Here is a 23,348-nt window from a genome sequence, read left to right as displayed (position 1 = left end):
GGTGGTCGAGGTGCGAAGGCCGGTGGGCTTCCGGTGGTTGAGGTGCGAAGGCCGCCGGGCTTCCGGTGGTTGAGGTGCGAAGGCCGCCAGGCCTGAGCCTCGAAACCACCGTCGACCGTCCATGCCCCGTCGCCGATCCGTCGTGACCGGGGACCCGCTCGTAGAATCGAGGCATGATCCAGCGCATCGACCTGCGAGGAGCCGACCGCCGAGGCGTCGACTACCGCGCAGCCGTGCCCCGTGCCGACTTCGACGTCGAGGCCGCGGTGCCGGCGGTGCATGCGATCTGCGAGGGGGTCCGCACCCGCGGGCTGGACGCCATCCTCGAGTACGCCGAGCGCTTCGACGGGGTCGTCCTCGACGACATCCGGGTCGCGCCGGGCGCGACGACCGCCGCCCTCGAGCAGCTCGACCCGGCCATCCGGGCGGGGCTGGAGGAGTCGATCCGTCGGCTGCGCCTCACCTGCGCCAACGAGCTCGAGCACGACGCCGTGACCGACCTCGGGCCCGGTGCCCGGGTCACCCACCGCAAGGTGCCGGTCGACCGCGTGGGCCTCTACGTGCCCGGCGGCCTGGCGCCGCTGGTCTCCAGCGTGCTGATGAACGTCGTACCCGCGCAGACCGCCGGTGTGCAGTCGATCGCCCTGTCCAGCCCGCCGCAGCGGGAGTTCGGCGGTCAGGTGCACCCCACGATCCTGGCGGCGTGCGCGCTGCTCGGCATCGACGAGGTGTACGCCGTCGGCGGCGCCCAGGCGATCGCGATGTTCGCGTACGGCGTCGGGTCGTGCGCCAAGGTCGACCTGGTCACCGGTCCCGGCAACATCTACACGGTCACGGCCAAGCGGCTGCTCAAGGGCCAGGTCGGCATCGACTCCGAGGCCGGCCCGACCGAGATCGCGATCCTCGCGGACGACACCGCCACCGCGGCGTACGTCGCCGCCGACCTGATCAGCCAGGCCGAGCACGACCCGCTCGCGGCAGCGGTGCTGGTCACCCCGTCGCTGCGGCTCGCCGACGAGGTCGACGCCGAACTCGACAAGCAGGTCTACGCCACCAAGCACGTCGAGCGGATCCGGACCAGCCTCACCGGCAACCAGTCCGGCATCGTCCTGGTCGACGACCTCGAGCAGGGGCTCGACGTCGTCAACGCGTACGCCGCCGAGCACCTCGCGATCCACACCGAGGACGCGTCGTCGTACGCCGCCCGGGTGCGCAACGCCGGCGCGATCTTCGTCGGCCAGTACGCCCCGGTCAGCCTCGGCGACTACTGCGCCGGATCCAACCACGTGCTGCCCACCGCGGGGTGCGCCTGCCACAGCAGCGGCCTGTCGGTGCGCGCGTTCACCAAGTCGGTGCACGTCGTCGACTACACCCGCGAGGGACTGGCCGAGGTCGCCGACCACGTCGTGACGCTGGCAGGCGCCGAGGACCTGCCCGGCCACGGCGCGGCGGTCTCCGTCCGGTTCCAGCGATGACCTGGCCGCCGCTGCGCGAGGAGCTGCGCGGCGTCGAGCCGTACGGCGCGCCGCAGCTCGACGTGCCGGTCCAGCTCAACGTCAACGAGAACCCCTACGGCCCGTCGCTCGCCTGTGCCGCGGACATCGCGACGGCCGTCGGCCGGGCGGCGACCACGCTCAACCGCTACCCCGACCGTGAGTTCGTCGAGCTGCGCACCGCGCTGGCGGCGTACCTCTCCCGCGACACGCCCCACGGGGTCGGCGCCGAGCAGGTCTGGGCGGCCAACGGCTCCAACGAGGTGATGCTGCAGCTGCTGCAGGCCTTCGGCGGTCCGGGTCGCACCGCGCTGAGCTTTGCGCCGACGTACTCGATGTATCCCGAGTACGCCCGCGACACCGTCACCGAGTGGGTCGTCGGTCACCGCGAGAGCGACTTCTCCCTCGACCTCGACCACGCGCGCGACCTGGTCAAGGAGCAGCAGCCGAGCGTCATCCTGCTGCCCAGCCCCAACAACCCGACCGGCACGGCGCTGCCGCTCGAGGCCGTGACGCTGCTGTGCGAGGCGGCCGGGGACGGGATCGTGGTCGTCGACGAGGCGTACGGCGAGTTCCGCCGCAGCGGCACCCCGAGCGCGCTCGAGCTGCTGCCGCGCCACCGCAACCTGGTCGTCAGCCGCACGATGAGCAAGGCGTTCGCGCTCGCCGGTGGCCGCGTCGGCTACCTCGCCGCAGCGCCCGAGATCTGCGACGCGATCCGGGTGGTGCGGCTGCCCTACCACCTCTCCGCGGTCACCCAGGCGACCGCGCTCGCCGCCCTGCGCCACGCCCCCGAGCTGCTCGGCCGGGTCGACGAGCTGCGCGCCGAGCGGGACGCCACCGTCGCGTGGCTGCGGGCCCAGGGGCTGCAGGTCGCCGACTCCGATGCCAACTTCGCGTTGTTCGGGACGTTCCCCGACCGTCATGCTGTCTGGCAGGGGCTGCTCGACCGGGGCGTGCTGATCCGCGAGACCGGTCCCGACGGGTGGCTGCGGGTGTCGATCGGCACCGCAGACGAGATGATGGCGTTCAAGCAGGCACTGATCGAGGTGAGGACGAGCAATGAGTAGGACTGCGCGCATCGAGCGTCAGACCAAGGAGTCGAAGGTCATCGTCGAGGTCGACCTCGACGGCAGCGGCCGCACCGACGTCTCGACCGGCGTCGGCTTCTACGACCACATGCTCGACGCGTTCGGCCGCCACGCCCTGATCGACCTCACGGTCCAGACGGAGGGCGACACGCACATCGACGCGCACCACACGGTCGAGGACACCGCGATCGTGCTCGGCCAGGCCCTGCGCGAGGCGCTCGGCGACAAGGTCGGCATCCGTCGCTTCGGCGACGCCACCGTGCCGCTCGACGAGGCGCTCGTGCAGGCCGTCGTCGACGTGTCCGGCCGTCCCTACTGCGTGCACACCGGTGAGCCGGAGGGCCAGCAGTACGTCGTCCTGGGCAGCGACTACCTCGGCTCGCTGACCCGCCACGTCTTCGAGACGATCGCCTTCCACGCCCACCTCGCGCTGCACCTGCGGGTGCTGGCCGGTCGCGAGCCGCACCACATCGTGGAGACCCAGTTCAAGGCCTTCGCCCGCGCCTTCCGCGACGCGGTCGCCCTCGACCCCCGGGAGACCGGGGTCCCGAGCACCAAGGGCGCGCTCTGAACGGCAGCACCCCGCACGTCGTCGTCCTCGACTACGGATCGGGGAACCTCCGCTCCGCCGTCCGGGCGGTCGAGCGCGCGGGCGCCGAGGTGACGTTGACGGGTGACTTCGAGACCGCCCTGAACGCCGACGGATTGCTGGTCCCGGGTGTGGGCGCGTACGCCGCGTGCATGGCCGGCCTGCGCGCCATCAAGGGCGAGCGGATCATCGGGCGCCGGCTCGCCGGCGGGCGCCCCGTCCTGGGCATCTGCGTGGGCATGCAGGTGCTCTTCGAGCGCGGGGTCGAGCACGGCGTGGAGACCGCCGGGTGCGACGAGTGGCCCGGTGTCGTCGAACGCATCCAGGCGCCCGTGGTGCCGCACATGGGCTGGAACACCGTCGAGGTCCCCGCCGGGACCTCGCTCTTCGACGGGATCGCCGAGGAGCGCTTCTACTTCGTCCACTCGTACGCCGTCCGCGACTGGACGTTGGTGACCAACGACCGGACCCGCGCGCCGCTGGTGACCTGGGCCGAGCACGGCGGTGACCGCTTCGTCGCGGCGGTGGAGAACGGGCCGCTGTCCGCGACCCAGTTCCACCCGGAGAAGTCCGGTGACGCGGGCGCCGCGCTGCTGCGCAACTGGGTCCGCTCCCTGTGAGCGCACGGTGAGCAAGGAGCGCGCCCTGCGCCGCGCCGAGCGCGAGCAGGAGGCGGCTGCCACGGCGGCCGCCCGTGCCGCCGAGGTCGAGCGGCAGCGGCGTCGTACGGCTCGCAAGGCTGCCTGGACGTCGTGGCTCCCCAAGCCGCGCAAGGGACCCGGCGGGATCATCGCCCAGCGACGCCGTACCCGCTCCACGTTGTTCGTGATCGCGGTGGTCGTCGTCAACATGCTGATCTGGCTCGCCTACCCCGACTGGGCGGCGCGCTTCCTGGCACTCGCGCTGAGCCTGCTGATCACCCCCATCGTCCTCATCCTGATGACCAGCTGAACCGAGAGGCACGTCCATGCCATCTGGCTACCTCGAGCTCCTTCCCGCCGTCGACATCACCGAGGGCCGCGCCGTCCAGCTCGCCCAGGGCGTCGCCGGCTCCGAGCGCGTGTACGGCGACCCGGTCGCGGCCGCCATGCGCTGGCAGGACGCCGGTGCGGAGTGGCTGCACCTGGTCGACCTCGACGCGGCCTTCGGTCGGGGCACCAACCGCGAGCTCCAGGCGCAGATCGTGGGCGCCCTCGACATCAAGGTCGAGATGAGCGGCGGCATCCGCGACGACGAGTCGCTGGAGGCGGCGCTGGCCACCGGCTGCCGGCGGGTCAACATCGGCACGGCCGCGCTCGAGCAGCCGGAGTGGTGCGCGAAGGTGATCGCCGAGCACGGCGACCGGATCGCGATCGGCCTCGACGTGCGTGGTCGCACCCTGGCCGCGCGCGGCTGGACCCGCGAGGGCGGCGACCTCTACGAGGTGCTGACCCGGCTCGACTCGGAGGGCTGCGCCCGCTACGTCGTGACCGACGTCAACAAGGACGGCATGCTGCAGGGTCCCAACCTCGAGCTGCTCCGCGACGTCTGCGCGGCCACCGAGGCGCCGGTCGTGGCCTCCGGCGGCGTCACCACGCTGGCCGACATCGAGGCGCTGATGGGGCTCGTGCCGATCGGGGTCGAGGGCGCCATCGCCGGTACGGCCCTCTACGAGGGTCGGTTCACCCTCGAGGACGCGCTCGAGCTGACCCGGGGCCGGCCGTGAGCCTCGCCGTACGCGTCATCCCGTGCCTGGACGTGGACGCCGGGCGGGTGGTCAAGGGCATCAACTTCCAGGACCTGCGCGACGCCGGCGACCCGGTCGAGCTGGCCCGGATCTACGACGCCGAGGGTGCCGACGAGCTGACCTTCCTCGACATCTCGGCCTCGCACGAGGGCCGGGCCACCACGATGGAGATCGTGTCGCGCACGGCCGAGGAGGTCTTCATCCCGCTGACCGTGGGCGGGGGAGTGTCCTCGGTCGAGGACGTCGACCGGCTGCTGCGCGCCGGCGCCGACAAGGTGGCGGTCAACACCGCCGCTCTCCACCGACCTGAGCTGGTGGCCGAGATCGCCGACCGGTTCGGCAACCAGGTGCTGGTGCTCTCCGTCGACGCGCGCCGGGCCGCGGGCACCGCGTCGGGTTTCGAGGTGACCACCCACGGCGGCCGGAAGTCCGCCGGCCTGGACGCGATCGAGTGGGCGGTCCGCGCCGCCGAGCTGGGTGCGGGCGAGATCCTGCTCAACGCGATGGACGCCGACGGCACCCAGGACGGCTTCGACCTCGACCTGATCCGCGCCGTACGCCGTGAGGTCAGCATCCCCGTGATCGCCTCCGGCGGCGCCGGCGCCACCGAGCACTTCCCGCCGGCGGTCGAGGCGGGCGCCGACGCCGTGCTGGCCGCGACCGTCTTCCACTTCGGGACCCTGCGGATCGCCGACGTCAAGCAGTCACTGGCGGCGGCCGGTCACCCGGTCCGCTGACTGCTCAGCTCGGGTCGCCGGACCCGGGACGGTCCGGGTGGTCGAGCTCGTCGCGGTCGACCATGTGCGGCGGACGCCGCGGCCAGAACGCGAAGACGACCATCACCACGACGAAGATGCCCAGCGGGATCAGGAACAACATGTGGCCTCGTTCGGGGTCGTCGTGCGCGAACGGCTCGGCTCCGGGCGAGCCCGTGGAACTGTGTGGCCCATCATCGTCCTCCCGGCCGGGGGATCGCGGTCCCACACCCGGGCTGTCCGGGAGCCTACTCCTCGGGCACTTCGTCAACTTCTAGGGCCGTGCAGAGCCTGAGAAGTTCAGGGATACCCGGTTAACCGGGTATCCCCGACCAGGCCTAGACCCCCAGATCAGCAGCACGTACGGCAGCAACCGCCTCGTCGGAGCCCTCGAAGACCAGGTCGCGGGTCTCGGCGCGACCGAAGAGGAAGAGGATCAGCTCGACCACGTCGCCGGTGACGGTGACCGGGTCGGGGCCCTTCTTCCCGACGGTGGTGGCTCCGGTGTCGGCGCGCCGGATCACCGTCGGCACGGGGAGCTTGCGCCCGACGAGCGGCATCGCCCTGCGCAGCTGCGCCCACAGGGCGTCAGCGTCCGCCGGGTCGAGCAGCCGCGGCTGCCAGCCAGGCACGCCCCGGCGCAGGTCCTCGTGGTGGACGACCAGCTCGACGGTGTTGGCGGCCGCGTCGACGCCGGGGAGCGCGAAGAGCGGGCCGACCGACCGGAGCCGCTCCACCAGCGCGTCGTGCTCCTGCCGGTCGTAGCGGGCCGATGCGCGCTCGGTGAAGCCCGAGAGGGCAGGGACCATGATGCCCGCGGTCCCGAGCGGGCGACGCTCGCGCACCAGGAGGTGGATGACGAGGTCCTTGGCGGTCCAGCCGGCGCACAGCGTCCGGGCGTCCGGTCCGAGCTCGAGGGCGAGGTCGCACAGGGCTGCGCGCTCGCGACGTGCGAGGGTGGCGGTCACGCCGCCGAGAATAGGGGACGCCCGATGTCCGGGGCGGGGAATAGCCTGGCCCGGCGGCGGGGTTCCCCGCGGGGTGCACAGCACGGACGACAAGGTGACGGGCAGGTAGTGAGCGAGACGCGCAGCAGACGAGGGACCTCGGTCGAGGGGTTCCGCGTCCTCGGGGTGGCGATCCGTCGCGAGCCCATGATCTTCGCCCTGTCCACGGTCGGGAGCGTGCTCTTCGGCGCTCTGACGGTGGCCGACGCATGGGTGCTCGGCTGGTCGACCGACCACGTCGTGCTGCCGGCGTTCGACAACGGGGAGATCGGCACCGACCTGCTGGTCGCGGTCTTCGCGCTCTTCCTCGGGGTCGCGCTGCTCCGCGCGGTCGGCATCGTGGCCCGCCGGCTGGGAGCGGGCGTGATGCAGTACCGGATGCAGGCCCACACCCGCCGGGCGGTGACCCGGCAATACCTCGCTCTCCCGATGGAGTGGCACCACCGGCACCCGACCGGCCAGCTGCTCTCCAACGCCAACTCCGACGTCGAGGCGGCCTGGGGGCCGATCGCGCCCCTGCCGATGGCGGTCGGCGTCCTCGCCATGATGGTGATCGCCGTCGCCCAGATGTTCTTCGCCGACGTCGTGATGGCCGTCGTCGGGCTGCTGGTCTTCCCGGCCGTCGTGCTCGCCAACCTCGCCTACCAGCGACGGGCGTCGCCGCTGATGACCAAGGCGCAGCAGCTGCGCGCCGAGCTCAGTGAGGTCGCCCACGAGTCGTTCGACGGCGCCATGGTGGTCAAGACCCTGGGCCGGGAGACCGAGGAGACCGCCCGGTTCGCGGAGAAGGCGCACCTCCTGCGCGACATCAACATCCGCGCCGGCCGCATCCGCGCTGCCTTCGACCCCACGCTCGCCGCCCTGCCCAACATCGGCGTGCTGATCGTGCTCGTCGTCGGCGTCGAGCGGGTGCTCCACGGCGCCACCAACCCCGGCGACGTCGTCACCGTCGCCTACCTGCTGACCATCGTGTCCTTCCCGATCCGTGCGATCGGCTGGCTGCTGGGCGAGTTCCCCCGCAGCGTCGTCGGCTACGACCGGGTCAGCTCGGTGCTGCGGGCGACCGGCGAGATGTCGTACGGCGAGCACACGGTCGACCCGGCCACCGCCGGTGCGCGCCTCGAGGTCGACGGCCTGGGCTACCGCTACGACGCCGAGCAGCCGTTGATCGAGGGCGTCTCCTCACGGTCGAGCCGGGCCGGACCGTGGCCCTCGTCGGCGCCACCGCCTCCGGCAAGAGCACCCTCACGACATTGATGTCGCGCCTGGTCGACCCCGACGAGGGCCGTCTCCTCCTCGACGGCACCGACCTGCGCGACTTCGCCCGCGGCGAGCTCGCCTCAGTGGTCTCGCTCGTGCCGCAGTCGGCGTTCCTCTTCGACGACACCGTGCGGGGCAACGTCGCCCTGGGTGCCGACGTGTCCGACGAGGACGTGTGGGCGGCCCTGCGGGACGCTCAGGCCGACGGCTTCGTCGCAGCGCTGCCCGACGGTCTCGACAGCCGCCTGGGCGAGCGCGGCACGTCCCTGTCGGGCGGACAGCGGCAGCGGATCTCGTTGGCGCGAGCGCTGGTGCGCAAGCCTCGGCTGCTGGTGCTCGACGACGCCACCTCGGCCGTCGACCCGGAGGTCGAGGGTCGCATCCTGGGCGCCCTGCGGGCCGCCGACACCGGCACCAGCCTCGTCGTGGTCGCCTACCGCAAGGCCACCATCGGGCTCGCCGACGAGGTGGTCCACCTCGAGGACGGCCGGATCGCCGACCGGGGCACGCACGAGGAGCTGCTCGAGCGGAGCCCGGCGTACGCCCGCCTGGTCAACGCCTACGAGCAGACCGGCGAGCTCGTGGGGGAGCAGGCATGACGACGACCACGACGACCGCGACCACCATGGACAGCGGCGAGGAGATCGGCGCGATCGAGACGATCCGCCGCGGAGTCCGGGTCTCGCCCGAGCTCAAGGACGGGCTCGGCTGGACGATCGTGCTGGCGTTCCTGGCCGCGATCGGCCAGGTCGTGGTGCCGATCGCCGTGCAGCAGACCCTCGACCACGGGATCAACGGCCCCGACGGGCCCGACGTGTCGTTCACGGTGCTGATGGGACTGGGCGCCGCGGCCGCGATCGTCTTCGCGAGCGGGGCGTCGTACCTCATGACGACCCGGCTCTTCACCACCTCCGAGCGCGGCCTCGCGACGCTGCGCGTCAAGGCGTTCCGCCACGTGCACGACCTCCCGGTGCTGACCCAGAACACCGAACGCCGCGGCGCGCTCGTCTCGCGGGTCACCAGCGACGTCGACCAGGTCAGCCAGTTCCTCGTCTTCGGCGGCCTGCTGCTCATCGTCAGCGCGGGCCAGGTCGTCATCGCGACCATCGTGATGCTCTTCTACAGCTGGCAGCTCGCGCTCGTGGTGTGGGTGAGCTTCGCGCCGCTCTTCCTTTCGATCCGCTACTTCCAGCGCAAGCTCTCCGCGGCGTACGGCGTGGTCCGCGGCCAGGTCGCGGTGATGCTGTCGGCGATCTCCGAGCCGGTCGTCGGCGCCGCGGTCGTGAAGGCCTACGCCGTCGAGAGCCGCACCCAGGGGCGGATCGACGAGGCGATCGAGGACTACAAGTCGGCCAGCACCCGCGCCCAGCAGTTCACGGTGGTCTCGTTCTCGCTGGGCGGCATCTCGGCCGGCATCGCCAACGCCGGCGCCCTCATCGTCGGCATCCAGCTCGGTCTGCGCGTGTGGGGGTACGGCGACGACCTGACGGCCGGCAAGGTGCTGGCCTTCGCCTTCCTGGTGACGCTCTTCGTCGGCCCGGTCCAGATGGGCACCCAGATCTTCACCGACGCCCAGAACGCCCTCGTCAGCTGGCGGCGCGTCATCGGCATCCTCGAGACCCCCGCCGACCTGGTCGACCCGGGCGAGGACGGGCAGGTGCTGCCGCGCGGCCCGATCGACGTCGCGCTGCGCGACGTCACGTTCGCCTATCCCGGTGGCCCGCCGGTGCTGCGTGACATCACCCTCGACATCCCCTCCGGCACCCGCGTCGCCGTCGTGGGCGAGACCGGGTCGGGCAAGTCGACGATCGCCAAGCTGCTCACTCGCCTGATGGACCCGTCGGCCGGCGCAGTGCTGCTCGACGGGATCGACGTCCGCGAGATCGCCCAGGAGTCCATGCGCCGCAGCGTCGTGCTGGTGCCCCAGGAGGGCTTCCTCTTCGACGACACCCTCGCCCGCAACGTGCTCTACGGGCGCCTGGACGCCACGCCCGACCAGATCCTCGCCAGCGCCGACGAGCTCGGTCTCGGTGACTGGCTCGCGGGTCTGCCCGCCGGCATCGAGACGCAGGTCGGGCAGCGGGGCGAGTCGCTCTCGGCCGGTGAGCGCCAGCTGGTCGCGCTGCTGCGTGCCCAGCTCGCCGACCCCGACCTCCTGGTCCTCGACGAGGCGACCAGCTCGGTCGACCCGGCCCTGGAGATGCGGATCGGTCGGGCCCTGGAGCGGCTGATGACGGGCCGGACCAGCGTCACCATCGCCCACCGGCTGTCGACCGCCGAGAGCGCCGACGAGGTGGTCGTGGTCGACCAGGGCCGCATCGTTCAGCGGGGGCCGCACGCGGTGCTGGTGCGCGAGGAGGGCTCGGTCTACGCCGGCCTGCACGCGAGCTGGACGGCGCAGCAGTCGAGCTGAGCGGCGGCTGGTGGTTTCGAGGCTCGGGCCTGGCGGCCCTCGCACCTCAACCACCGGGGGCGGGCCTGGCGGCCCTCGCACCTCAACCACCGGCGTCGGTGGGGTGGTGGTTTCGAGGCTCGGGCCTGGCGGCCCTCGCACCTCAACCACCGGCGTCGGGCCTGGCGGCCCTCGCACCTCAACCACCGAGGCTCGGGCCTGGCGGCCCTCGCACCTAAACCACCGTGAGCCTCGGCACCACCCCCACGCGATACTGGGTCCGTGACCACCCTCGACCCCCAGATCGCCGCCCGGCTCAAGCGCACCGAGGACGGCCTGGTCCCCGCCGTGGCGCAGCAGCACGACACGGGCGAGGTGCTGATGCTCGGGTGGATGGACGACGAGGCGCTGGCGCGCACGCTGAGCACGGGCCGGGCGACGTACTGGAGCCGCTCGCGCCAGGAGTACTGGGTCAAGGGCGACACCTCGGGCCACGTGCAGTGGGTCAAGGAGGTGCGCCTGGACTGCGACGGCGACACCGTGCTGGTCAAGGTCGACCAGGTCGGTGCGGCCTGCCACACCGGCGACCGCACCTGCTTCGACGCCGACCTGCTCGGAGTCGGCGTCGATGGCTGAGTCGCGGCGTCGTACGTTCGGCCCGGTCGTGCTGCTGGGGCTGGCGGCCGGCACGCTGACCGCGGTCGCCGGCGAGAAGCCGGCGGTCACGGGATCGGGCGCCGCCGCACGCGCCGTCAGCAGCCGCCTGGTCTCCTTCGACGCCCACCTCCCGCTCGTCACGGCCCTCGGCCTCGTGGTCCTGGCCTGCTGGGGCGTCGTCCTGGTGACCCGGGGCCGGGTCCGTCGGGCGGTCGCGGTGCTGGCCACGATCGCGGCCCTCGGTGCGCTGGTGGCCGCGCTGGCGGCGTACTCCCAGGTGCCCGACCAGTTCCGTGACGAGCTGGCGCTGGTGGCGGTCACGGACCCGGACCTCTCCCACACCGCGTGGTACTGGGCGGCCGTCGTCGGCGCCGTGCTCTCCACCGTCGCCGGGGCCCTCGCCGTCGCCTGGGTGCCGGACTGGCCCGAGATGGGGAGCAGGTACGACGCGCCCGGCAGCGCCGCTCCCGCGCCGGTCGCCCCGCCCGAGGAGCAGAGCAGCCTGGAGCTCTGGAAGGCGTTGGACGAGGGGCGCGACCCCACCGCCTGAGCCGACTTGAATAGACTGTCCCGCGTCGTCCCCGTCTTGTGCTCGAGGAGCCTGTATGTCTGACAACAACCACGGCAACACCCCTGCTGCCTGGACGTTCGTCGCCGTCGCCATGCTCGGCTTCGTGGTCGGCGCGGCCGGGATGATGCTCGAGCCGATCAGCTGGACCATCTTCTGGATCGGCGTCGCGATCTCGCTGGCGTCGCTGGTGATCTTCGCGGTGATGGCCAGGCTCGGCTACCACGACACCGGCCACTGAGGCCCGTGATCGGGAGCGCCGGGTGACCACCACGGCACCGCCGCCCGTCGCCGAGCAGTCGGCGACGCGCTGGCAGCGCGTCCAGGGTCCCGTGCTGCTCATCGGCGGCCTCGCGGCCGCGACGCTGGCACTCCGCCTGCGCGACCCGCACCAGCACGGCTCGTGGGGCTTCTGCCCGAGCGCGGCGATGGGCATCTACTGCCCGGGCTGCGGCGGCCTGCGGGCGATGAACGACCTGACCCACGGCGACCTGGGCGCGGCCGCCTCCAGCAACCTGATGCTGGTGCTGGCCCTGCCGGTGGTGGTCGTCCTGCTCGGTCGCTGGGCGCTCGACCGGTGGACCGGGCGCGAGCGCGACCACCGCACCCGGCTGATCCTGGGTGTCACGATCGCGTACGGCGTCGCGCTCGCCGTCTTCACCGTGCTCCGCAACCTGCCGGCCGGCTCCTGGCTGGCACCGTAGGGCGCCAGCCAGGAGCCGTCACGCGGGTGCCGCTCAGCTGGTCTCGAAGCTCGAGTCGATGGCCCCGGTGGCGTAGAGCACCAGCACGATGACGATCAGCACGATCGACACGACGCTGGTGATGATGCCGGCGAGCGCCAGGCCGGCGCCCTTCTGCTGACCGGCCGACGCGGCGATGTCCTTGCGCGCCAGGATGCCGAACACGATGCCGAGGATCGCCAGGACGGCGCTCAGCGGCCAGCAGCAGACCGCCGGGAGGCTGACGATGCCGGTGACGAGCGAGGTGATCGCCTTGCCCGATGTCTTCGGCGGCATCCCCCCTTGCGGCGGCACCGGTGCGCCGTACTGCGGCGGCGGGGGAGGCGGGTCGGAGTAGCTCACGCTGGGTCCTTCGGATCATTCGGCCGAGCCGTCTACCGGGCCGTGTTCAGCGGACACTACCCAGGGACCGGTCCTTCATGCCGCGTGAAACACTGGGCTGACCAGAGAGACCGTCCGGTGGGAGAAACTGCATGTCCGTGCTCGACGACATCGTCGCCGGCGTGCGCGCCGACCTGGCCGAGCGCGAGCACCGCGTCGGCCTGGCCGACCTGCGAGCCGCCCTCGCCGACGTCGACCCCGCTCGCGACCCGATGCCCCACTTCCGCGCCCCCGGCTCCAGCGTGATCGCCGAGGTCAAGCGCCGCAGCCCCAGCAAGGGCGACCTCGCCGACATCCCCGATCCCGCCGACCTGGCGCGGCAGTACGCCGCCGGCGGCGCCGCAGCGATCAGCGTGCTCACCGAGCAGCGCCGCTTCGGCGGCAGCCTCGACGACCTTAGCGCCGTCCGCGCCGCCGTCGACACCCCGGTGCTGCGCAAGGACTTCATCGTCACCGGCTACCAGCTGGTCGAGGCCCGCGCCGCCGGCGCCGACCTCGCGCTGCTGATCGTCGCCGCGCTCGACGACGACACGCTGCGCCGGCTCCACGACGAGGCACGTGAGCTCGGTCTCACGGTGCTGGTCGAGGTGCACGACGAGCCCGAGACCGAGCGTGCCGTCGCGCTCGGCGCCGAGCTGATCGGCGTCAACGCGCGCAACCTCAAGACGCTCGAGATCCACGACGACACCTTCGGACGGCTCGCCCCGCTGATCCCCGACGACCGGGTCATGGTCGCCGAGAGCGGCATCTTCGGGCCGACCGACGTCAAGCGGTTCGTCGGCGAGGGAGCGCGTGCCGTCCTGGTGGGCGAGGCACTCGTGAGGGACGGCGATCCGCAGGCTGCGGTCGCCGCGATGACAGGAGTTCAAGCATGAGCATCCACGCGACCACGCCGTACGACGCCGACGCTCGCGGCTGGTTCGGCGGGCCGGAGGGCTTCGGCGGTCGGTTCATGCCCGAGGCGCTGGTCGCCGCGCTCGACGAGCTCACGGTCGCCTGGCAGGACGCGATGGCCGATCCGACGTTCGTGGGCGAGTTCGACGCGATCCTGCGTGACTACGCCGGCATCCCGAGCCCGCTCTACTTCGCCGAGCGGCTCAGCGACAAGGTCGGCGCCCGGATCCTGCTCAAGCGCGAGGACCTCAACCACACCGGCGCGCACAAGATCCGCAACGTCCTGGGCCAGGCACTGCTGACCAAGCGGATGGGCAAGACGCGGGTGATCGCCGAGACCGGCGCCGGTCAGCACGGCGTCGCCAGCGCCACCGCCGCGGCGTACTTCGGCCTCGACTGCACCGTCTACATGGGCTCGGTCGACACCAAGCGCCAGGCGCTCAACGTCGCCCGGATGCACCTGCTCGGCGCGAAGGTCGTCGCCGTCGACTCCGGCAGCGCCACCCTCAAGGACGCGATCAACGAGGCGCTGCGCGACTGGGTCTCCAGCGTCGACCACACGGCGTACCTCTTCGGCACCGCCGCCGGGCCGCACCCCTTCCCGACCATGGTCCGGGAGTTCTGCCGTGGCATCGGCGACGAGGCGCGCAGGCAGAGCATCGAGCAGTACGGCGGCCTCCCGGACGCCGTCGTCGCGTGCGTCGGCGGCGGGTCGAACGCGATCGGGCTCTTCACCGCGTTCCTCGAGGACGAGGACGTGGCGATCTACGGCTTCGAGGCCGGAGGTGAGGGGTTCGACACCGGTCGGCACGCGGCCACGATCCACGCCGGCGAGCGCGGGGTGCTGCACGGCGCTCGGACCTTCGTGCTGCAGGACGACGACGGCCAGACCGTGGAGTCGCACTCGATCTCGGCCGGGCTGGACTACCCCGGCGTCGGTCCGCAGCACGCCCACCTCGCCGATGCGGGACGCGCGACGTACCTCCCGGTCACCGACGTCGAGGCGATGGACGCGATGGCGCTGCTGGCCCGCACCGAGGGGATCATCCCGGCGATCGAGTCCGCCCACGCGATCGCGGGCGCGCTCCGGCTCGCCGAGGAGCGACAGGGACAGACGATCCTGATCAACCTGTCCGGCCGCGGCGACAAGGACATGGGGACGGCGCTCGAGTACTTCCGGCTCGGTCAGGCCGACGCCGAGACGGGAGACGTCAAGTGACGACCGCGACCGCGTTCGAGAAGGCCCGCGCCGACGGGCGCGCCGCGCTGGTCGGCTACCTCCCCGCCGGCTTCCCCGACGTCGCCGGCGGGATCGACGGGCTGCGGGCGATGGTGGACGCCGGCTGCGACGTCATCGAGATCGGCCTGCCCTACAGCGACCCGGTCATGGACGGTCCCACGATCCAGGCCGCCGCCCAGCAGGCGCTCGAGGGCGGGGTCCGGATCGCGGACGTGCTGCGCACCGTCGAGGCGGTCGCGGCCACCGGTACGCCGACGCTGGTGATGACCTACTGGAACCCGATCGAGCGCTACGGCGTCTCTCGCTTCGCCACCGACCTCGCGAACGCCGGGGGAGCGGGCCTGATCACCCCCGACCTGACGCCCGACGCCGACCCGGCCTGGGCCGCGTCCGCCGACGAGCACGACCTCGACAAGGTCTTCCTGGTCGCACCCTCGTCCACCGACGAGCGGATCGCCATGACGACGGCCGCCTGTCGCGGCTTCGTCTACGCCACCGCCGTCATGGGCGTCACCGGGGCGCGCACGACGACCTCGGACCTGGCCGGGCCGCTCGTCGCCCGCACCAAGGCCGCGACCGAGCTCCCGGTCGGCGTCGGCCTCGGCGTCAGCACCGGCGACCAGGCGGCCGAGGTCGCGTCGTACGCCGACGGCGTGATCGTCGGCTCGGCGTTCGTCCGGGTCCTGCTCGACCACGCCGACGACCGCGCCGCCGGCCTGCGTGCGCTGGCGCGCCTGACCGAGGACCTGGCCGCTGGGGTACGGCGTGCGTAGAGGGCTCGTCGCCCTGGCGCTGCTCCTGACGCTCGCCGCCTGCGGCAGCGACGCCAGCACCGGCTCCGGGTCCCTGCACGGCACCGAGCTCGACCCGCCGTTCGAGGTGTCCGCGACCCCGCTCACCGACACCGCGGGCCAGCCGTACTCGCTGGCGAAGGACACCGACAAGGACCTCACGCTGGTCTTCTTCGGCTACACCCACTGCCCGGACATCTGCCAGGCGGTGATGTCGAGCCTGGCCACCGCGATGACCCGCCTGGACAAGCAGGACCGGGCCCGCGTCGACATGGTCTTCGTGACCACCGACCCCGCCCGCGACACCGCGCCGGTCCTGAAGCGCTACCTCGCCCACTTCGACCCGTCGTTCATCGGTCTGACCGGTGACCTCGACACGATCGTCGCCGTCGCGAAGCCCCTCGGCGTCGGCGTCACCCAGGGCGACAAGCTCCCCTCGGGCGGCTACGACATCACCCACGGCACCACGATCACCGGCGTCGACAGCGCCGACGAGGGCACGGTCTACTGGAGCGAGGACACCTCCTCCGCCGACTTCGCCTCCGACATCCACCGCCTGCTCGATGAGGACACATGACACCGCTCACGACCGTCCTCTCGATCCCGAGTCCCTCGTCGGGGATCTGGTACGTCGGACCGTTCCCGCTGCGCGGCTACGCCCTGGCGATCATCCTCGGCATCGTCGCGGCCATCTGGATCGGCGAGCGGCGCTGGGTGGCCCGCGGCGGCCGGCCCGGCGAGATCCAGGACATCGCGATCTGGGCCGTGCCGTTCGGGCTGATCGGTGGCCGGCTCTACCACGTGCTCACCGACCACGACCTCTACTTCGGGTCCGGTCAGCACCCGATCGAGGCGCTGTACGTCTGGCGCGGCGGGCTGGGGGTCTGGGGAGCGATCGGCCTCGGTGCGGTGGGCGCGATCATCGGCGCCAAGCGCAAGGGCATCAAGCTGCTGCCGGTGCTCGACGCGATGGCCCCCGGCGTGCTGGTGGCCCAGGCGCTGGGTCGCTGGGGCAACTGGTTCAACCAGGAGCTCTTCGGCAAGCCGACGGACCTGCCGTGGGGTCTGTCCGTCAGCGACGACGTCGCCACCCAGGCGGGCTACCCGCCGGGCACGACCTTCCACCCGACCTTCCTCTACGAGAGCCTGTGGTGCCTGGCCGCCTTCGGCGTCCTGGTCTGGGCCGACCGCCGCTTCCGGCTCGGGCACGGCCGGGTCGTGGCGCTCTACATCATGATCTACACGGTCGGGCGTGCCTGGATCGAGATGCTGCGCATCGACAACGTCGAGCTCGAGGACGTCGGCGGCCTGCGGTTCAACGTCTGGACCTCGCTGGTCCTCTTCGTCGCCGCGCTGGTCTGGTTCGTGCTCAGCGCCCGCCGCCAGCCCGGCCGTGAGGAGCAGGTGTACGCCGAGGGGCGGGGGCCGGCCACCGAGTCGGAGCTCCCCGTGCCCGCGGACGAGCCGGAGGGCCGTCCACAGCCGTGAGTGCGGCGAGCGCTCGCTGCTCCGGGTGTTAATCTTCTCCTTGCGCTAGGGCCAATGTCGTCCCCTGCAAGACTTTGCATTGATCAACCGCCGACGCAGGCCTCGACAACGTCGTGGGGTCGCGCGGCGCTGAAGACGACGGGAGAATGCCCGGTGCCTTTCTCGCACGCATTCCCGCCTCCCCAGGGGCTCTACGACCCTCGCCACGAGCACGACGCCTGTGGCGTCGCGTTCGTCGCGACCCTGACCGGCATCGCCAGCCACGACATCGTGGCGAAGGCGCTGACCGCGCTGCGCAACCTGGACCACCGCGGTGCCGCGGGCGCCGAGGTCAACTCCGGTGACGGAGCGGGCATCCTGCTCCAGGTCCCGGACGCGTTCCTGCGTGCGGTCGTGGACTTCGAGCTCCCGGCCCAGCACTCCTACGCCGTGGGTACGGCGTTCCTCCCGGGCGACCCCGAGCAGGTGGCCAAGACGCGCCGCCGCATCGAGGAGCTCGCGGTCGAGGAGGGCCTGACCGTCCTCGGCTGGCGCGAGGTCCCGATCGAGCCCGAGGCCCTGGGCCAGATGGCCCTCGACGTGATGCCGACCTTCGTCCAGCTCTTCGTCTCCGGCTCCGGCACCCGGGTCACCGGGATGGCCCTCGAGCGGCTCGCCTTCTGCCTGCGCAAGCGCGCCGAGCACGAGACCGACGTCTACTTCCCGTCGCTGTCCTCGCGCACGCTCGCCTACAAGGGGATGCTCACCACCTCGCAGCTCGACACGTTCTTCCCCGACCTGGTGGACGAGCGGATGGCCTCCGCGCTCGCGGTCGTGCACTCGCGCTTCTCGACCAACACCTTCCCGAGCTGGCCGCTGGCCCACCCGTTCCGGTTCATCGCCCACAACGGCGAGATCAACACCGTGATGGGCAACCGCAACTGGATGCGCGCCCGCGAGGCGCTGCTCGCCTCCGACGTGATCCCCGGCGACCTCGACCGGCTCTTCCCGATCTGCACGCCGGGCGCCTCCGACTCGGCGTCGTTCGACGAGGTCCTCGAGCTGCTGCACATGGGTGGCCGCTCGCTGCCCCACTCGGTGCTGATGATGATCCCCGAGGCGTGGGAGAACCACGCCGAGATGGACGCCAAGCGCCGTGCCTTCTACGAGTTCCACTCCGCCGTGATGGAGCCGTGGGACGGACCGGCCTGCGTCGTCTTCACCGACGGCTCCCAGATCGGTGCGGTCCTGGACCGCAACGGCCTGCGCCCCTCGCGCTACTGGGTGACCGACGACGGTCTCGTCGTGCTGGCCTCCGAGGTCGGCGTGCTCGACCTGGACCCGGCGAGCATCGTCCGCAAGGGCCGGCTCCAGCCGGGCCGGATGTTCCTCATCGACACCGACGAGCACCGGATCATCGAGGACGAGGAGATCAAGACCCAGCTCGCCTCGGAGCACCCGTACGACGAGTGGCTGCACGCCGGGCTGATCAACCTCGCCGACGTCACCGAGCGCGAGCACATCATCCACACGCACGCCTCGGTGACCCGGCGCCAGCAGGTCTTCGGCTACACCGAGGAGGACCTCCGCGTCCTGCTCACCCCGATGGCCAACACCGGTGGCGAGCCGCTCGGCTCGATGGGCACCGACACGCCCATCGCGTCCCTGAGCGAGAAGCCGCGGCTGCTCTTCGACTACTTCAGCCAGCTCTTCGCCCAGGTGACCAACCCGCCGCTGGACGCGATCCGCGAGGAGCTCGTGACCTCGCTGTCCGGGACCATCGGGCCGGAGTCCAACCTGCTCGAGCCGCAGCCGGCGTCGTGCCGGATGGTCGTGATGCCCTTCCCGGTCATCTCCAACGACGACCTCGCGAAGATCCGCCACATCAACCGTGACGGCGACATGCCCGGCTTCATCACCCACGTGTCGCGCGGCCTCTACCCGGTCGAGGGTGGCGGTGCCGCGATGGCGGAGCGGATCGACGAGATCTGCGCCGAGGTCTCCGCCGCGATCGCCGACGGTGCCCGCGTCATCGTGCTGTCCGACCGCCACTCCACCGCCGAGCACGCGCCGATCCCGTCGCTGCTGCTGACGGGCGCGGTGCACCACCACCTCGTGCGCGAGAAGACCCGGACCCAGGTCGGGCTGCTGGTCGAGGCCGGCGACGTCCGCGAGGTGCACCACGTGGCGCTGCTCGTCGGGTACGGCGCGGCCGCGGTCAACCCCTACCTCGCGATGGAGTCCGTCGAGGACCTGGCCCGCGAGGGCTACTACGTCAGCGCCGAGCCGGAGCAGGCCGTCAAGAACCTGATCAAGGCGCTCGGCAAGGGCGTGCTCAAGGTGATGTCGAAGATGGGCGTCTCCACGGTGGCGTCGTACACCGGTGCGCAGATCTTCGAGGCGGTCGGGCTCTCCCAGACGCTCGTCGACAGGTACTTCACCGGCACCACCTCCAAGCTCGGCGGCATCGAGCTCGACACGATCGCCGAGGAGGTCGCGCGCCGCCACGCCACGGCGTACCCCCGCGGTGGCATCCTCCCGGCGCACCGCGAGCTCGAGATCGGCGGCGAGTACCAGTGGCGCCGCGAGGGCGAGCCGCACCTCTTCGACCCCGAGACGGTCTTCCGCCTGCAGCACTCGACGCGCAGCGGGCGCTACGACATCTTCAAGCAGTACACGGCGCGCGTGGACGAGCAGTCCGCGCGGCTGATGACCCTGCGCGGCCTCTTCCGGTTCAAGGACGCGGACGCCTCCGGGCGCCAGCCGATCCCGATCGAGGAGGTCCAGCCGGTCTCCGAGATCGTCAAGCGGTTCTCGACAGGCGCGATGTCCTACGGCTCCATCAGCAAGGAGGCGCACGAGACCCTCGCGATCGCCATGAACCGGCTGGGGGCCAAGTCCAACACCGGTGAGGGTGGCGAGGACGCCGACCGCCTCTACGACCCCGAGCGCCGCAGCTCGATCAAGCAGGTCGCGTCCGGGCGCTTCGGCGTCACCTCGGAGTACCTGACGAACGCCGACGACATCCAGATCAAGATGGCGCAGGGCGCGAAGCCCGGCGAGGGCGGGCAGCTGCCCGGCAACAAGGTCTACCCGTGGGTGGCCAAGACCCGGCACTCCACGCCGGGCGTGGGCCTGATCAGCCCGCCGCCGCACCACGACATCTACTCCATCGAGGACCTGGCGCAGCTGATCCACGACCTCAAGAACGCCAACCCGCAGGCCCGCGTGCACGTCAAGCTGGTCTCCGAGGTCGGCGTGGGCACGGTCGCGGCGGGCGTCTCCAAGGCGCACGCCGACGTGGTGCTGATCTCCGGTCACGACGGCGGCACCGGTGCGGCGCCGCTGACCTCGCTCAAGCACGCCGGTGGTCCGTGGGAGCTCGGCCTCGCCGAGACCCAGCAGACCCTGCTGCTCAACGGCCTGCGCGACCGGATCGTCGTGCAGACCGACGGCCAGCTCAAGACCGGCCGTGACGTCGTCGTCGCCGCGCTCCTGGGCGCCGAGGAGTACGGCTTCGCCTCGGCCCCGCTGGTGGTCTCGGGCTGCATCATGATGCGGGTCTGCCACCTCGACACCTGTCCCGTGGGCGTCGCGACGCAGAACCCGGTGCTGCGCGAGCGCTTCTCGGGCAAGGCGGAGTACGTCGTCAACTTCTTCGAGTTCATCGCCCAGGAGGTGCGCGAGATCCTGGCCGAGCTGGGCTTCCGCAGCCTCGACGAGGCGATCGGCCAGGTCGGCACGCTCGACGTCCGCACGGCCGTCGACCACTGGAAGGCCTCCGGTCTCGACCTCACCCCGGTGCTCCACCAGCCGGACCGCGCGGCGTTCCCCGACCAGGACCTGACCTGCACCAAGAAGCAGGACCACGCCCTGGAGCGGTCGCTCGACGTCACCCAGCTGGTGCCGCTGGCGCAGGCCGCGATCGACCACGGCGAGCCGGTGCGGGCGCAGGTCTCGATCCGCAACGTCAACCGCACCGTCGGCACGATCCTGGGCCACGAGGTCACCAAGAAGTACGGCGGCGCGGGCCTGCCCGACGGCACCATCGACCTCACGTTCACCGGCTCCGCCGGCCAGTCGTTCGGCGCGTTCCTGCCCCGGGGCATCACCCTGCGGCTCGAGGGCGACGCCAACGACTACGTCGGCAAGGGCCTGTCGGGCGGACGGATCGTCGTACGCCCCGACCGGTCGGCGACGTTCAACAGCAACGAGCAGATCATCGCCGGCAACACGATCGCGTACGGCGCGACGTCGGGGCAGATCTTCCTGCGCGGCGGCGTGGGCGAGCGGTTCGCCGTCCGCAACTCCGGTGCGTGGCTGGTCAACGAGGGCGTGGGCGACCACGGCTGCGAGTACATGACCGGTGGGCGCGTGGTCGTCCTCGGCAAGACCGGGCGCAACTTCGCGGCCGGCATGTCCGGCGGCGTCGCCTGGGTGCTCGACCTGAAGACCCAGCGGGTCAACACCGAGCTCGTCGAGCTCGGCCCGGTGACCGGCAGCGCCGCCGACGAGCTCGAGCAACTGGTCCGGGCCCACCTGGAGGAGACCGGATCCACGGTCGCCGAGGGGCTGCTCGCCGACTGGGGGACCGCACTGACGCGGTTCACCGAGGTGATGCCGTCCGACTACCGCAAGTCCCTCGAGGCGAAGGCCAAGGCCGAAGCGGCCGGCCTCGACGAGGACGAGACCGCCCACGCGATGATGGAGGCACTCCATGGCTGACCCCCGCGGATTCCTCAAGGAGGGCCGGGCCGTCGCCGAGCGACGTCCGGTCGAGGAGCGCATCAACGACTGGAACGAGGTCTACCCCGGCAGCGCCGGACGGGCCCTGCTCCCGATCATCACCCAGCAGGCGGGCCGCTGCATGGACTGCGGCATCCCGTTCTGCCACCAGGGCTGCCCGCTCGGCAACATCATCCCCGAGTGGAACGACCTGGTCTGGCGCGACGACTGGGAGGGTGCCATCGAGCGCCTGCACGCGACCAACAACTTCCCGGAGTTCACCGGTCGCCTGTGCCCGGCACCCTGCGAGACCGCCTGCGTCCTGGGCATCAACCAGGACCCGGTCACGATCAAGAACGTCGAGGTCACGATCATCGACAAGGCCTGGGACTCGGGCCTGGTCCGGCCGCAGCCGCCGGAGTGGCTCTCGGGCCGCACCGTCGCGGTGATCGGCTCGGGCCCCGCGGGTCTCGCCGCCGCCCAGCAGCTGACCCGCGCCGGCCACACCGTCGCGGTCTACGAGCGCGCCGACAAGATCGGTGGCCTGCTGCGCTACGGCATCCCCGAGTTCAAGATGGAGAAGAAGCACCTCGACAAGCGTCTGGAGCAGATGCGTCGTGAGGGCACCGTCTTCCGGGCCGGTGTCGACGTCGGCACCGCGCTGGGCGCCGACAAGCTCACCGAGCGGTACGACGCCGTCGTGCTCGCCATGGGCGCCACGGAGCCCCGCGACCTCGGTGTCACCGGGCGCGAGCTCGGCGGCATCCACCAGGCGATGGAGTTCCTGCCGCAGGCCAACCGGGTCGCTCTCGGTGAGGAGGTCGAGGACCAGATCCTCGCCACCGGCAAGCACGTCGTCATCATCGGCGGTGGCGACACCGGTGCCGACTGCCTCGGCACGTCCACCCGTCAGGGCGCGGCGTCCATCACGCAGCTCGAGATCATGCCCGAGCCGCCCGAGTCGCGGCCGGCCGGCCAGCCCTGGCCGACGTACCCGATGACCTTCAAGGTCTCCTCGGCGCACGAGGAGGCGGGGGAGCGGGTGTACGCCGTCTCCACCAAGGAGTTCCTCGGCGACGAGGACGGCAACGTCCGAGCGCTGCGCCTGGTCGACGTCGTGTTCGAGGGCGGCAGGCTGACCGAGATCGAGGGCACCGAGCGCGACATCCCGGCCGAGCTGGTGCTGTTCGCGATGGGCTTCCTCGGTCCGGAGAAGCCGGGCCTGATCGAGCAGCTCGGCGTCGACCTCGACGAGCGCGGCAACGTGAAGCGCAACCTGACCTACGAGTCCTCGGTGTCCGGCGTCTTCGTCGCCGGCGACGCGGGCCGTGGCCAGTCGCTGATCGTGTGGGCGATCGCCGAGGGACGCGCCGCGGCCGCCGCGGTCGACACGTTCCTCACCGGCTCGACGACGCTGCCCGCGCCGATCAAGCCGACCGAGCGCCCGCTGGTCGTCTGAGGCACGCCGAGCCGGTGCCGCTTGACCCACGAGTCGGCGCGGAGTGACCCTGGTCCGGAGACACGGGCGGGGGCACGGCGCGCCGGCTCGGCATTTTCTCTCGGAGTACA

Annotated in this window: 24 protein-coding genes; 21 read left to right on the top strand and 3 right to left on the bottom strand. The window is 71.8% G+C overall.

Annotated features, from left to right (window positions below; translation table 11 throughout):
* Positions 1-173: 173 nt before the first annotated feature.
* The 7 genes from hisD to hisF are packed head-to-tail and all read left to right on the top strand — an operon-like array spanning position 174 to position 5,636.
* Positions 174-1,475, top strand: coding sequence for a histidinol dehydrogenase (gene hisD, locus N542_RS0121465; protein ID WP_028645678.1), 1,302 nt, complete (start codon positions 174-176; stop codon positions 1,473-1,475).
* On the top strand, positions 1,472-2,563 hold the full coding sequence (locus tag N542_RS0121460) for a histidinol-phosphate transaminase (RefSeq protein WP_028645677.1): 1,092 nt from the start codon (positions 1,472-1,474) through the stop codon (positions 2,561-2,563). Before hisD ends, N542_RS0121460 begins: the two co-directional genes overlap by 4 nt.
* Complete coding sequence (gene hisB, locus N542_RS0121455) at positions 2,556-3,155, top strand: imidazoleglycerol-phosphate dehydratase HisB (RefSeq protein ID WP_028645676.1); 600 nt, start codon at positions 2,556-2,558, stop codon at positions 3,153-3,155. The genes N542_RS0121460 and hisB overlap by 8 nt, the downstream gene beginning before the upstream one ends.
* Positions 3,152-3,793, top strand: coding sequence for an imidazole glycerol phosphate synthase subunit HisH (gene hisH, locus N542_RS0121450; RefSeq protein WP_028645675.1), 642 nt, complete (start codon positions 3,152-3,154; stop codon positions 3,791-3,793). Before hisB ends, hisH begins: the two co-directional genes overlap by 4 nt.
* Positions 3,794-3,800: 7 nt before the next feature.
* Complete coding sequence (locus N542_RS0121445) at positions 3,801-4,124, top strand: hypothetical protein (RefSeq protein WP_028645674.1); 324 nt, start codon at positions 3,801-3,803, stop codon at positions 4,122-4,124.
* Between the two features lie 16 nt (positions 4,125-4,140).
* Positions 4,141-4,878, top strand: coding sequence for a bifunctional 1-(5-phosphoribosyl)-5-((5-phosphoribosylamino)methylideneamino)imidazole-4-carboxamide isomerase/phosphoribosylanthranilate isomerase PriA (priA, locus tag N542_RS0121440; RefSeq protein WP_028645673.1), 738 nt, complete (start codon positions 4,141-4,143; stop codon positions 4,876-4,878).
* A complete protein-coding gene (gene hisF / locus N542_RS0121435) occupies positions 4,875-5,636 on the top strand; it encodes an imidazole glycerol phosphate synthase subunit HisF (RefSeq protein ID WP_028645672.1) in 762 nt (253 codons plus the stop codon). Before priA ends, hisF begins: the two co-directional genes overlap by 4 nt.
* A gap of 4 nt (positions 5,637-5,640) precedes the next feature.
* On the opposite strand, the gene N542_RS27700 is transcribed toward hisF, so the two are convergent.
* Together N542_RS27700 and N542_RS0121425 are read right to left on the bottom strand one after the other, a co-directional pair.
* Entirely contained in the window at positions 5,641-5,778 is a 138-nt protein-coding gene (locus N542_RS27700; protein WP_155993293.1) for a hypothetical protein, read from the bottom strand.
* A 214-nt stretch (positions 5,779-5,992) separates the two neighbouring features.
* Positions 5,993-6,622 (bottom strand): TIGR03085 family metal-binding protein, encoded by a 630-nt coding sequence (locus N542_RS0121425; protein WP_036509355.1) that lies wholly within the window; start codon positions 6,620-6,622, stop codon positions 5,993-5,995.
* A gap of 108 nt (positions 6,623-6,730) precedes the next feature.
* Here N542_RS0121425 and N542_RS28210 point away from each other — a divergent pair, with 108 nt between their 5' ends.
* The 7 genes from N542_RS28210 (at position 6,731) to N542_RS0121395 (ending at position 12,242) form a co-directional block, all read left to right on the top strand.
* Positions 6,731-7,918 (top strand): ABC transporter transmembrane domain-containing protein, encoded by a 1,188-nt coding sequence (locus N542_RS28210; RefSeq protein WP_231482813.1) that lies wholly within the window; start codon positions 6,731-6,733, stop codon positions 7,916-7,918.
* Positions 7,867-8,520 carry an ABC transporter ATP-binding protein gene (locus N542_RS28205; protein ID WP_231482811.1) on the top strand — a complete coding sequence of 218 codons (654 nt, stop codon included), beginning with the start codon at positions 7,867-7,869 and terminating at the stop codon, positions 8,518-8,520. The genes N542_RS28210 and N542_RS28205 overlap by 52 nt, the downstream gene beginning before the upstream one ends.
* The gene (locus N542_RS0121415) at positions 8,517-10,334 is read left to right on the top strand and encodes an ABC transporter ATP-binding protein (RefSeq protein ID WP_028645670.1); all 1,818 of its coding nucleotides are present in this window, start codon (positions 8,517-8,519) and stop codon (positions 10,332-10,334) included. The genes N542_RS28205 and N542_RS0121415 overlap by 4 nt, the downstream gene beginning before the upstream one ends.
* Positions 10,335-10,595: 261 nt before the next feature.
* A complete protein-coding gene (gene hisI, locus N542_RS0121410; RefSeq protein ID WP_028645669.1) occupies positions 10,596-10,949 on the top strand; it encodes a phosphoribosyl-AMP cyclohydrolase in 354 nt (117 codons plus the stop codon).
* Positions 10,942-11,520: a Trp biosynthesis-associated membrane protein gene (locus tag N542_RS26895; protein ID WP_051552225.1), complete on the top strand. Its 579-nt coding sequence runs from the start codon at positions 10,942-10,944 to the stop codon at positions 11,518-11,520. The genes hisI and N542_RS26895 overlap by 8 nt, the downstream gene beginning before the upstream one ends.
* A 55-nt stretch (positions 11,521-11,575) precedes the next feature.
* Positions 11,576-11,779, top strand: coding sequence for an HGxxPAAW family protein (locus N542_RS0121400; protein ID WP_028645668.1), 204 nt, complete (start codon positions 11,576-11,578; stop codon positions 11,777-11,779).
* Positions 11,780-11,801: 22 nt separating this feature from the next.
* The gene (locus N542_RS0121395) at positions 11,802-12,242 is read left to right on the top strand and encodes a DUF2752 domain-containing protein (RefSeq protein WP_028645667.1); all 441 of its coding nucleotides are present in this window, start codon (positions 11,802-11,804) and stop codon (positions 12,240-12,242) included.
* Positions 12,243-12,275: 33 nt separating this feature from the next.
* Here the strand turns inward: N542_RS0121395 and N542_RS0121390 are convergent, their stop codons facing one another.
* Positions 12,276-12,623, bottom strand: coding sequence for a DUF4190 domain-containing protein (locus N542_RS0121390; protein WP_155993289.1), 348 nt, complete (start codon positions 12,621-12,623; stop codon positions 12,276-12,278).
* Between the two features lie 131 nt (positions 12,624-12,754).
* Here N542_RS0121390 and trpC point away from each other — a divergent pair, with 131 nt between their 5' ends.
* From trpC to N542_RS0121355, 7 genes are all read left to right on the top strand, one after another.
* Positions 12,755-13,537 carry an indole-3-glycerol phosphate synthase TrpC gene (trpC, locus tag N542_RS0121385; RefSeq protein ID WP_028645665.1) on the top strand — a complete coding sequence of 261 codons (783 nt, stop codon included), beginning with the start codon at positions 12,755-12,757 and terminating at the stop codon, positions 13,535-13,537.
* Positions 13,534-14,775 carry a tryptophan synthase subunit beta gene (trpB, locus tag N542_RS0121380; protein ID WP_028645664.1) on the top strand — a complete coding sequence of 414 codons (1,242 nt, stop codon included), beginning with the start codon at positions 13,534-13,536 and terminating at the stop codon, positions 14,773-14,775. The genes trpC and trpB overlap by 4 nt, the downstream gene beginning before the upstream one ends.
* A complete protein-coding gene (gene trpA, locus N542_RS0121375) occupies positions 14,772-15,569 on the top strand; it encodes a tryptophan synthase subunit alpha (RefSeq protein WP_028645663.1) in 798 nt (265 codons plus the stop codon). Before trpB ends, trpA begins: the two co-directional genes overlap by 4 nt.
* Positions 15,562-16,164 (top strand): SCO family protein, encoded by a 603-nt coding sequence (locus N542_RS0121370; RefSeq protein WP_051552223.1) that lies wholly within the window; start codon positions 15,562-15,564, stop codon positions 16,162-16,164. Before trpA ends, N542_RS0121370 begins: the two co-directional genes overlap by 8 nt.
* Entirely contained in the window at positions 16,161-17,075 is a 915-nt protein-coding gene (gene lgt / locus N542_RS26000; protein WP_036509491.1) for a prolipoprotein diacylglyceryl transferase, read from the top strand. The genes N542_RS0121370 and lgt overlap by 4 nt, the downstream gene beginning before the upstream one ends.
* A 153-nt stretch (positions 17,076-17,228) precedes the next feature.
* The gene (gltB, locus tag N542_RS0121360; protein ID WP_028645661.1) at positions 17,229-21,779 is read left to right on the top strand and encodes a glutamate synthase large subunit; all 4,551 of its coding nucleotides are present in this window, start codon (positions 17,229-17,231) and stop codon (positions 21,777-21,779) included.
* Positions 21,772-23,238, top strand: coding sequence for a glutamate synthase subunit beta (locus N542_RS0121355; protein ID WP_028645660.1), 1,467 nt, complete (start codon positions 21,772-21,774; stop codon positions 23,236-23,238). The genes gltB and N542_RS0121355 overlap by 8 nt, the downstream gene beginning before the upstream one ends.
* Positions 23,239-23,348 lie beyond the last annotated feature (110 nt).

The sequence above is a fragment of the Nocardioides sp. URHA0020 genome (genome assembly GCF_000620705.1).
Classification (GTDB): Bacteria; Actinomycetota; Actinomycetes; order Propionibacteriales; family Nocardioidaceae; genus Nocardioides.
Note: the sequence above shows the minus strand (reverse complement) of the source record. Positions and strands in the feature narration are given on the sequence as shown.

Coding starts and splice junctions, on each gene's coding strand:
- hisD (WP_028645678.1), top strand. CDS start 174: ATGATCCAGCGCATCGACCTGCGAGGAGCCGACCGCCGAGGCGTCGAC.
- N542_RS0121460 (WP_028645677.1), top strand. CDS start 1,472: ATGACCTGGCCGCCGCTGCGCGAGGAGCTGCGCGGCGTCGAGCCGTAC.
- hisB (WP_028645676.1), top strand. CDS start 2,556: ATGAGTAGGACTGCGCGCATCGAGCGTCAGACCAAGGAGTCGAAGGTC.
- priA (WP_028645673.1), top strand. CDS start 4,141: ATGCCATCTGGCTACCTCGAGCTCCTTCCCGCCGTCGACATCACCGAG.
- N542_RS27700 (WP_155993293.1), bottom strand. CDS start 5,778: ATGTTGTTCCTGATCCCGCTGGGCATCTTCGTCGTGGTGATGGTCGTC.
- N542_RS0121415 (WP_028645670.1), top strand. CDS start 8,517: ATGACGACGACCACGACGACCGCGACCACCATGGACAGCGGCGAGGAG.
- N542_RS26895 (WP_051552225.1), top strand. CDS start 10,942: ATGGCTGAGTCGCGGCGTCGTACGTTCGGCCCGGTCGTGCTGCTGGGG.
- N542_RS0121400 (WP_028645668.1), top strand. CDS start 11,576: ATGTCTGACAACAACCACGGCAACACCCCTGCTGCCTGGACGTTCGTC.
- trpC (WP_028645665.1), top strand. CDS start 12,755: ATGTCCGTGCTCGACGACATCGTCGCCGGCGTGCGCGCCGACCTGGCC.
- trpB (WP_028645664.1), top strand. CDS start 13,534: ATGAGCATCCACGCGACCACGCCGTACGACGCCGACGCTCGCGGCTGG.
- lgt (WP_036509491.1), top strand. CDS start 16,161: ATGACACCGCTCACGACCGTCCTCTCGATCCCGAGTCCCTCGTCGGGG.
- N542_RS0121355 (WP_028645660.1), top strand. CDS start 21,772: ATGGCTGACCCCCGCGGATTCCTCAAGGAGGGCCGGGCCGTCGCCGAG.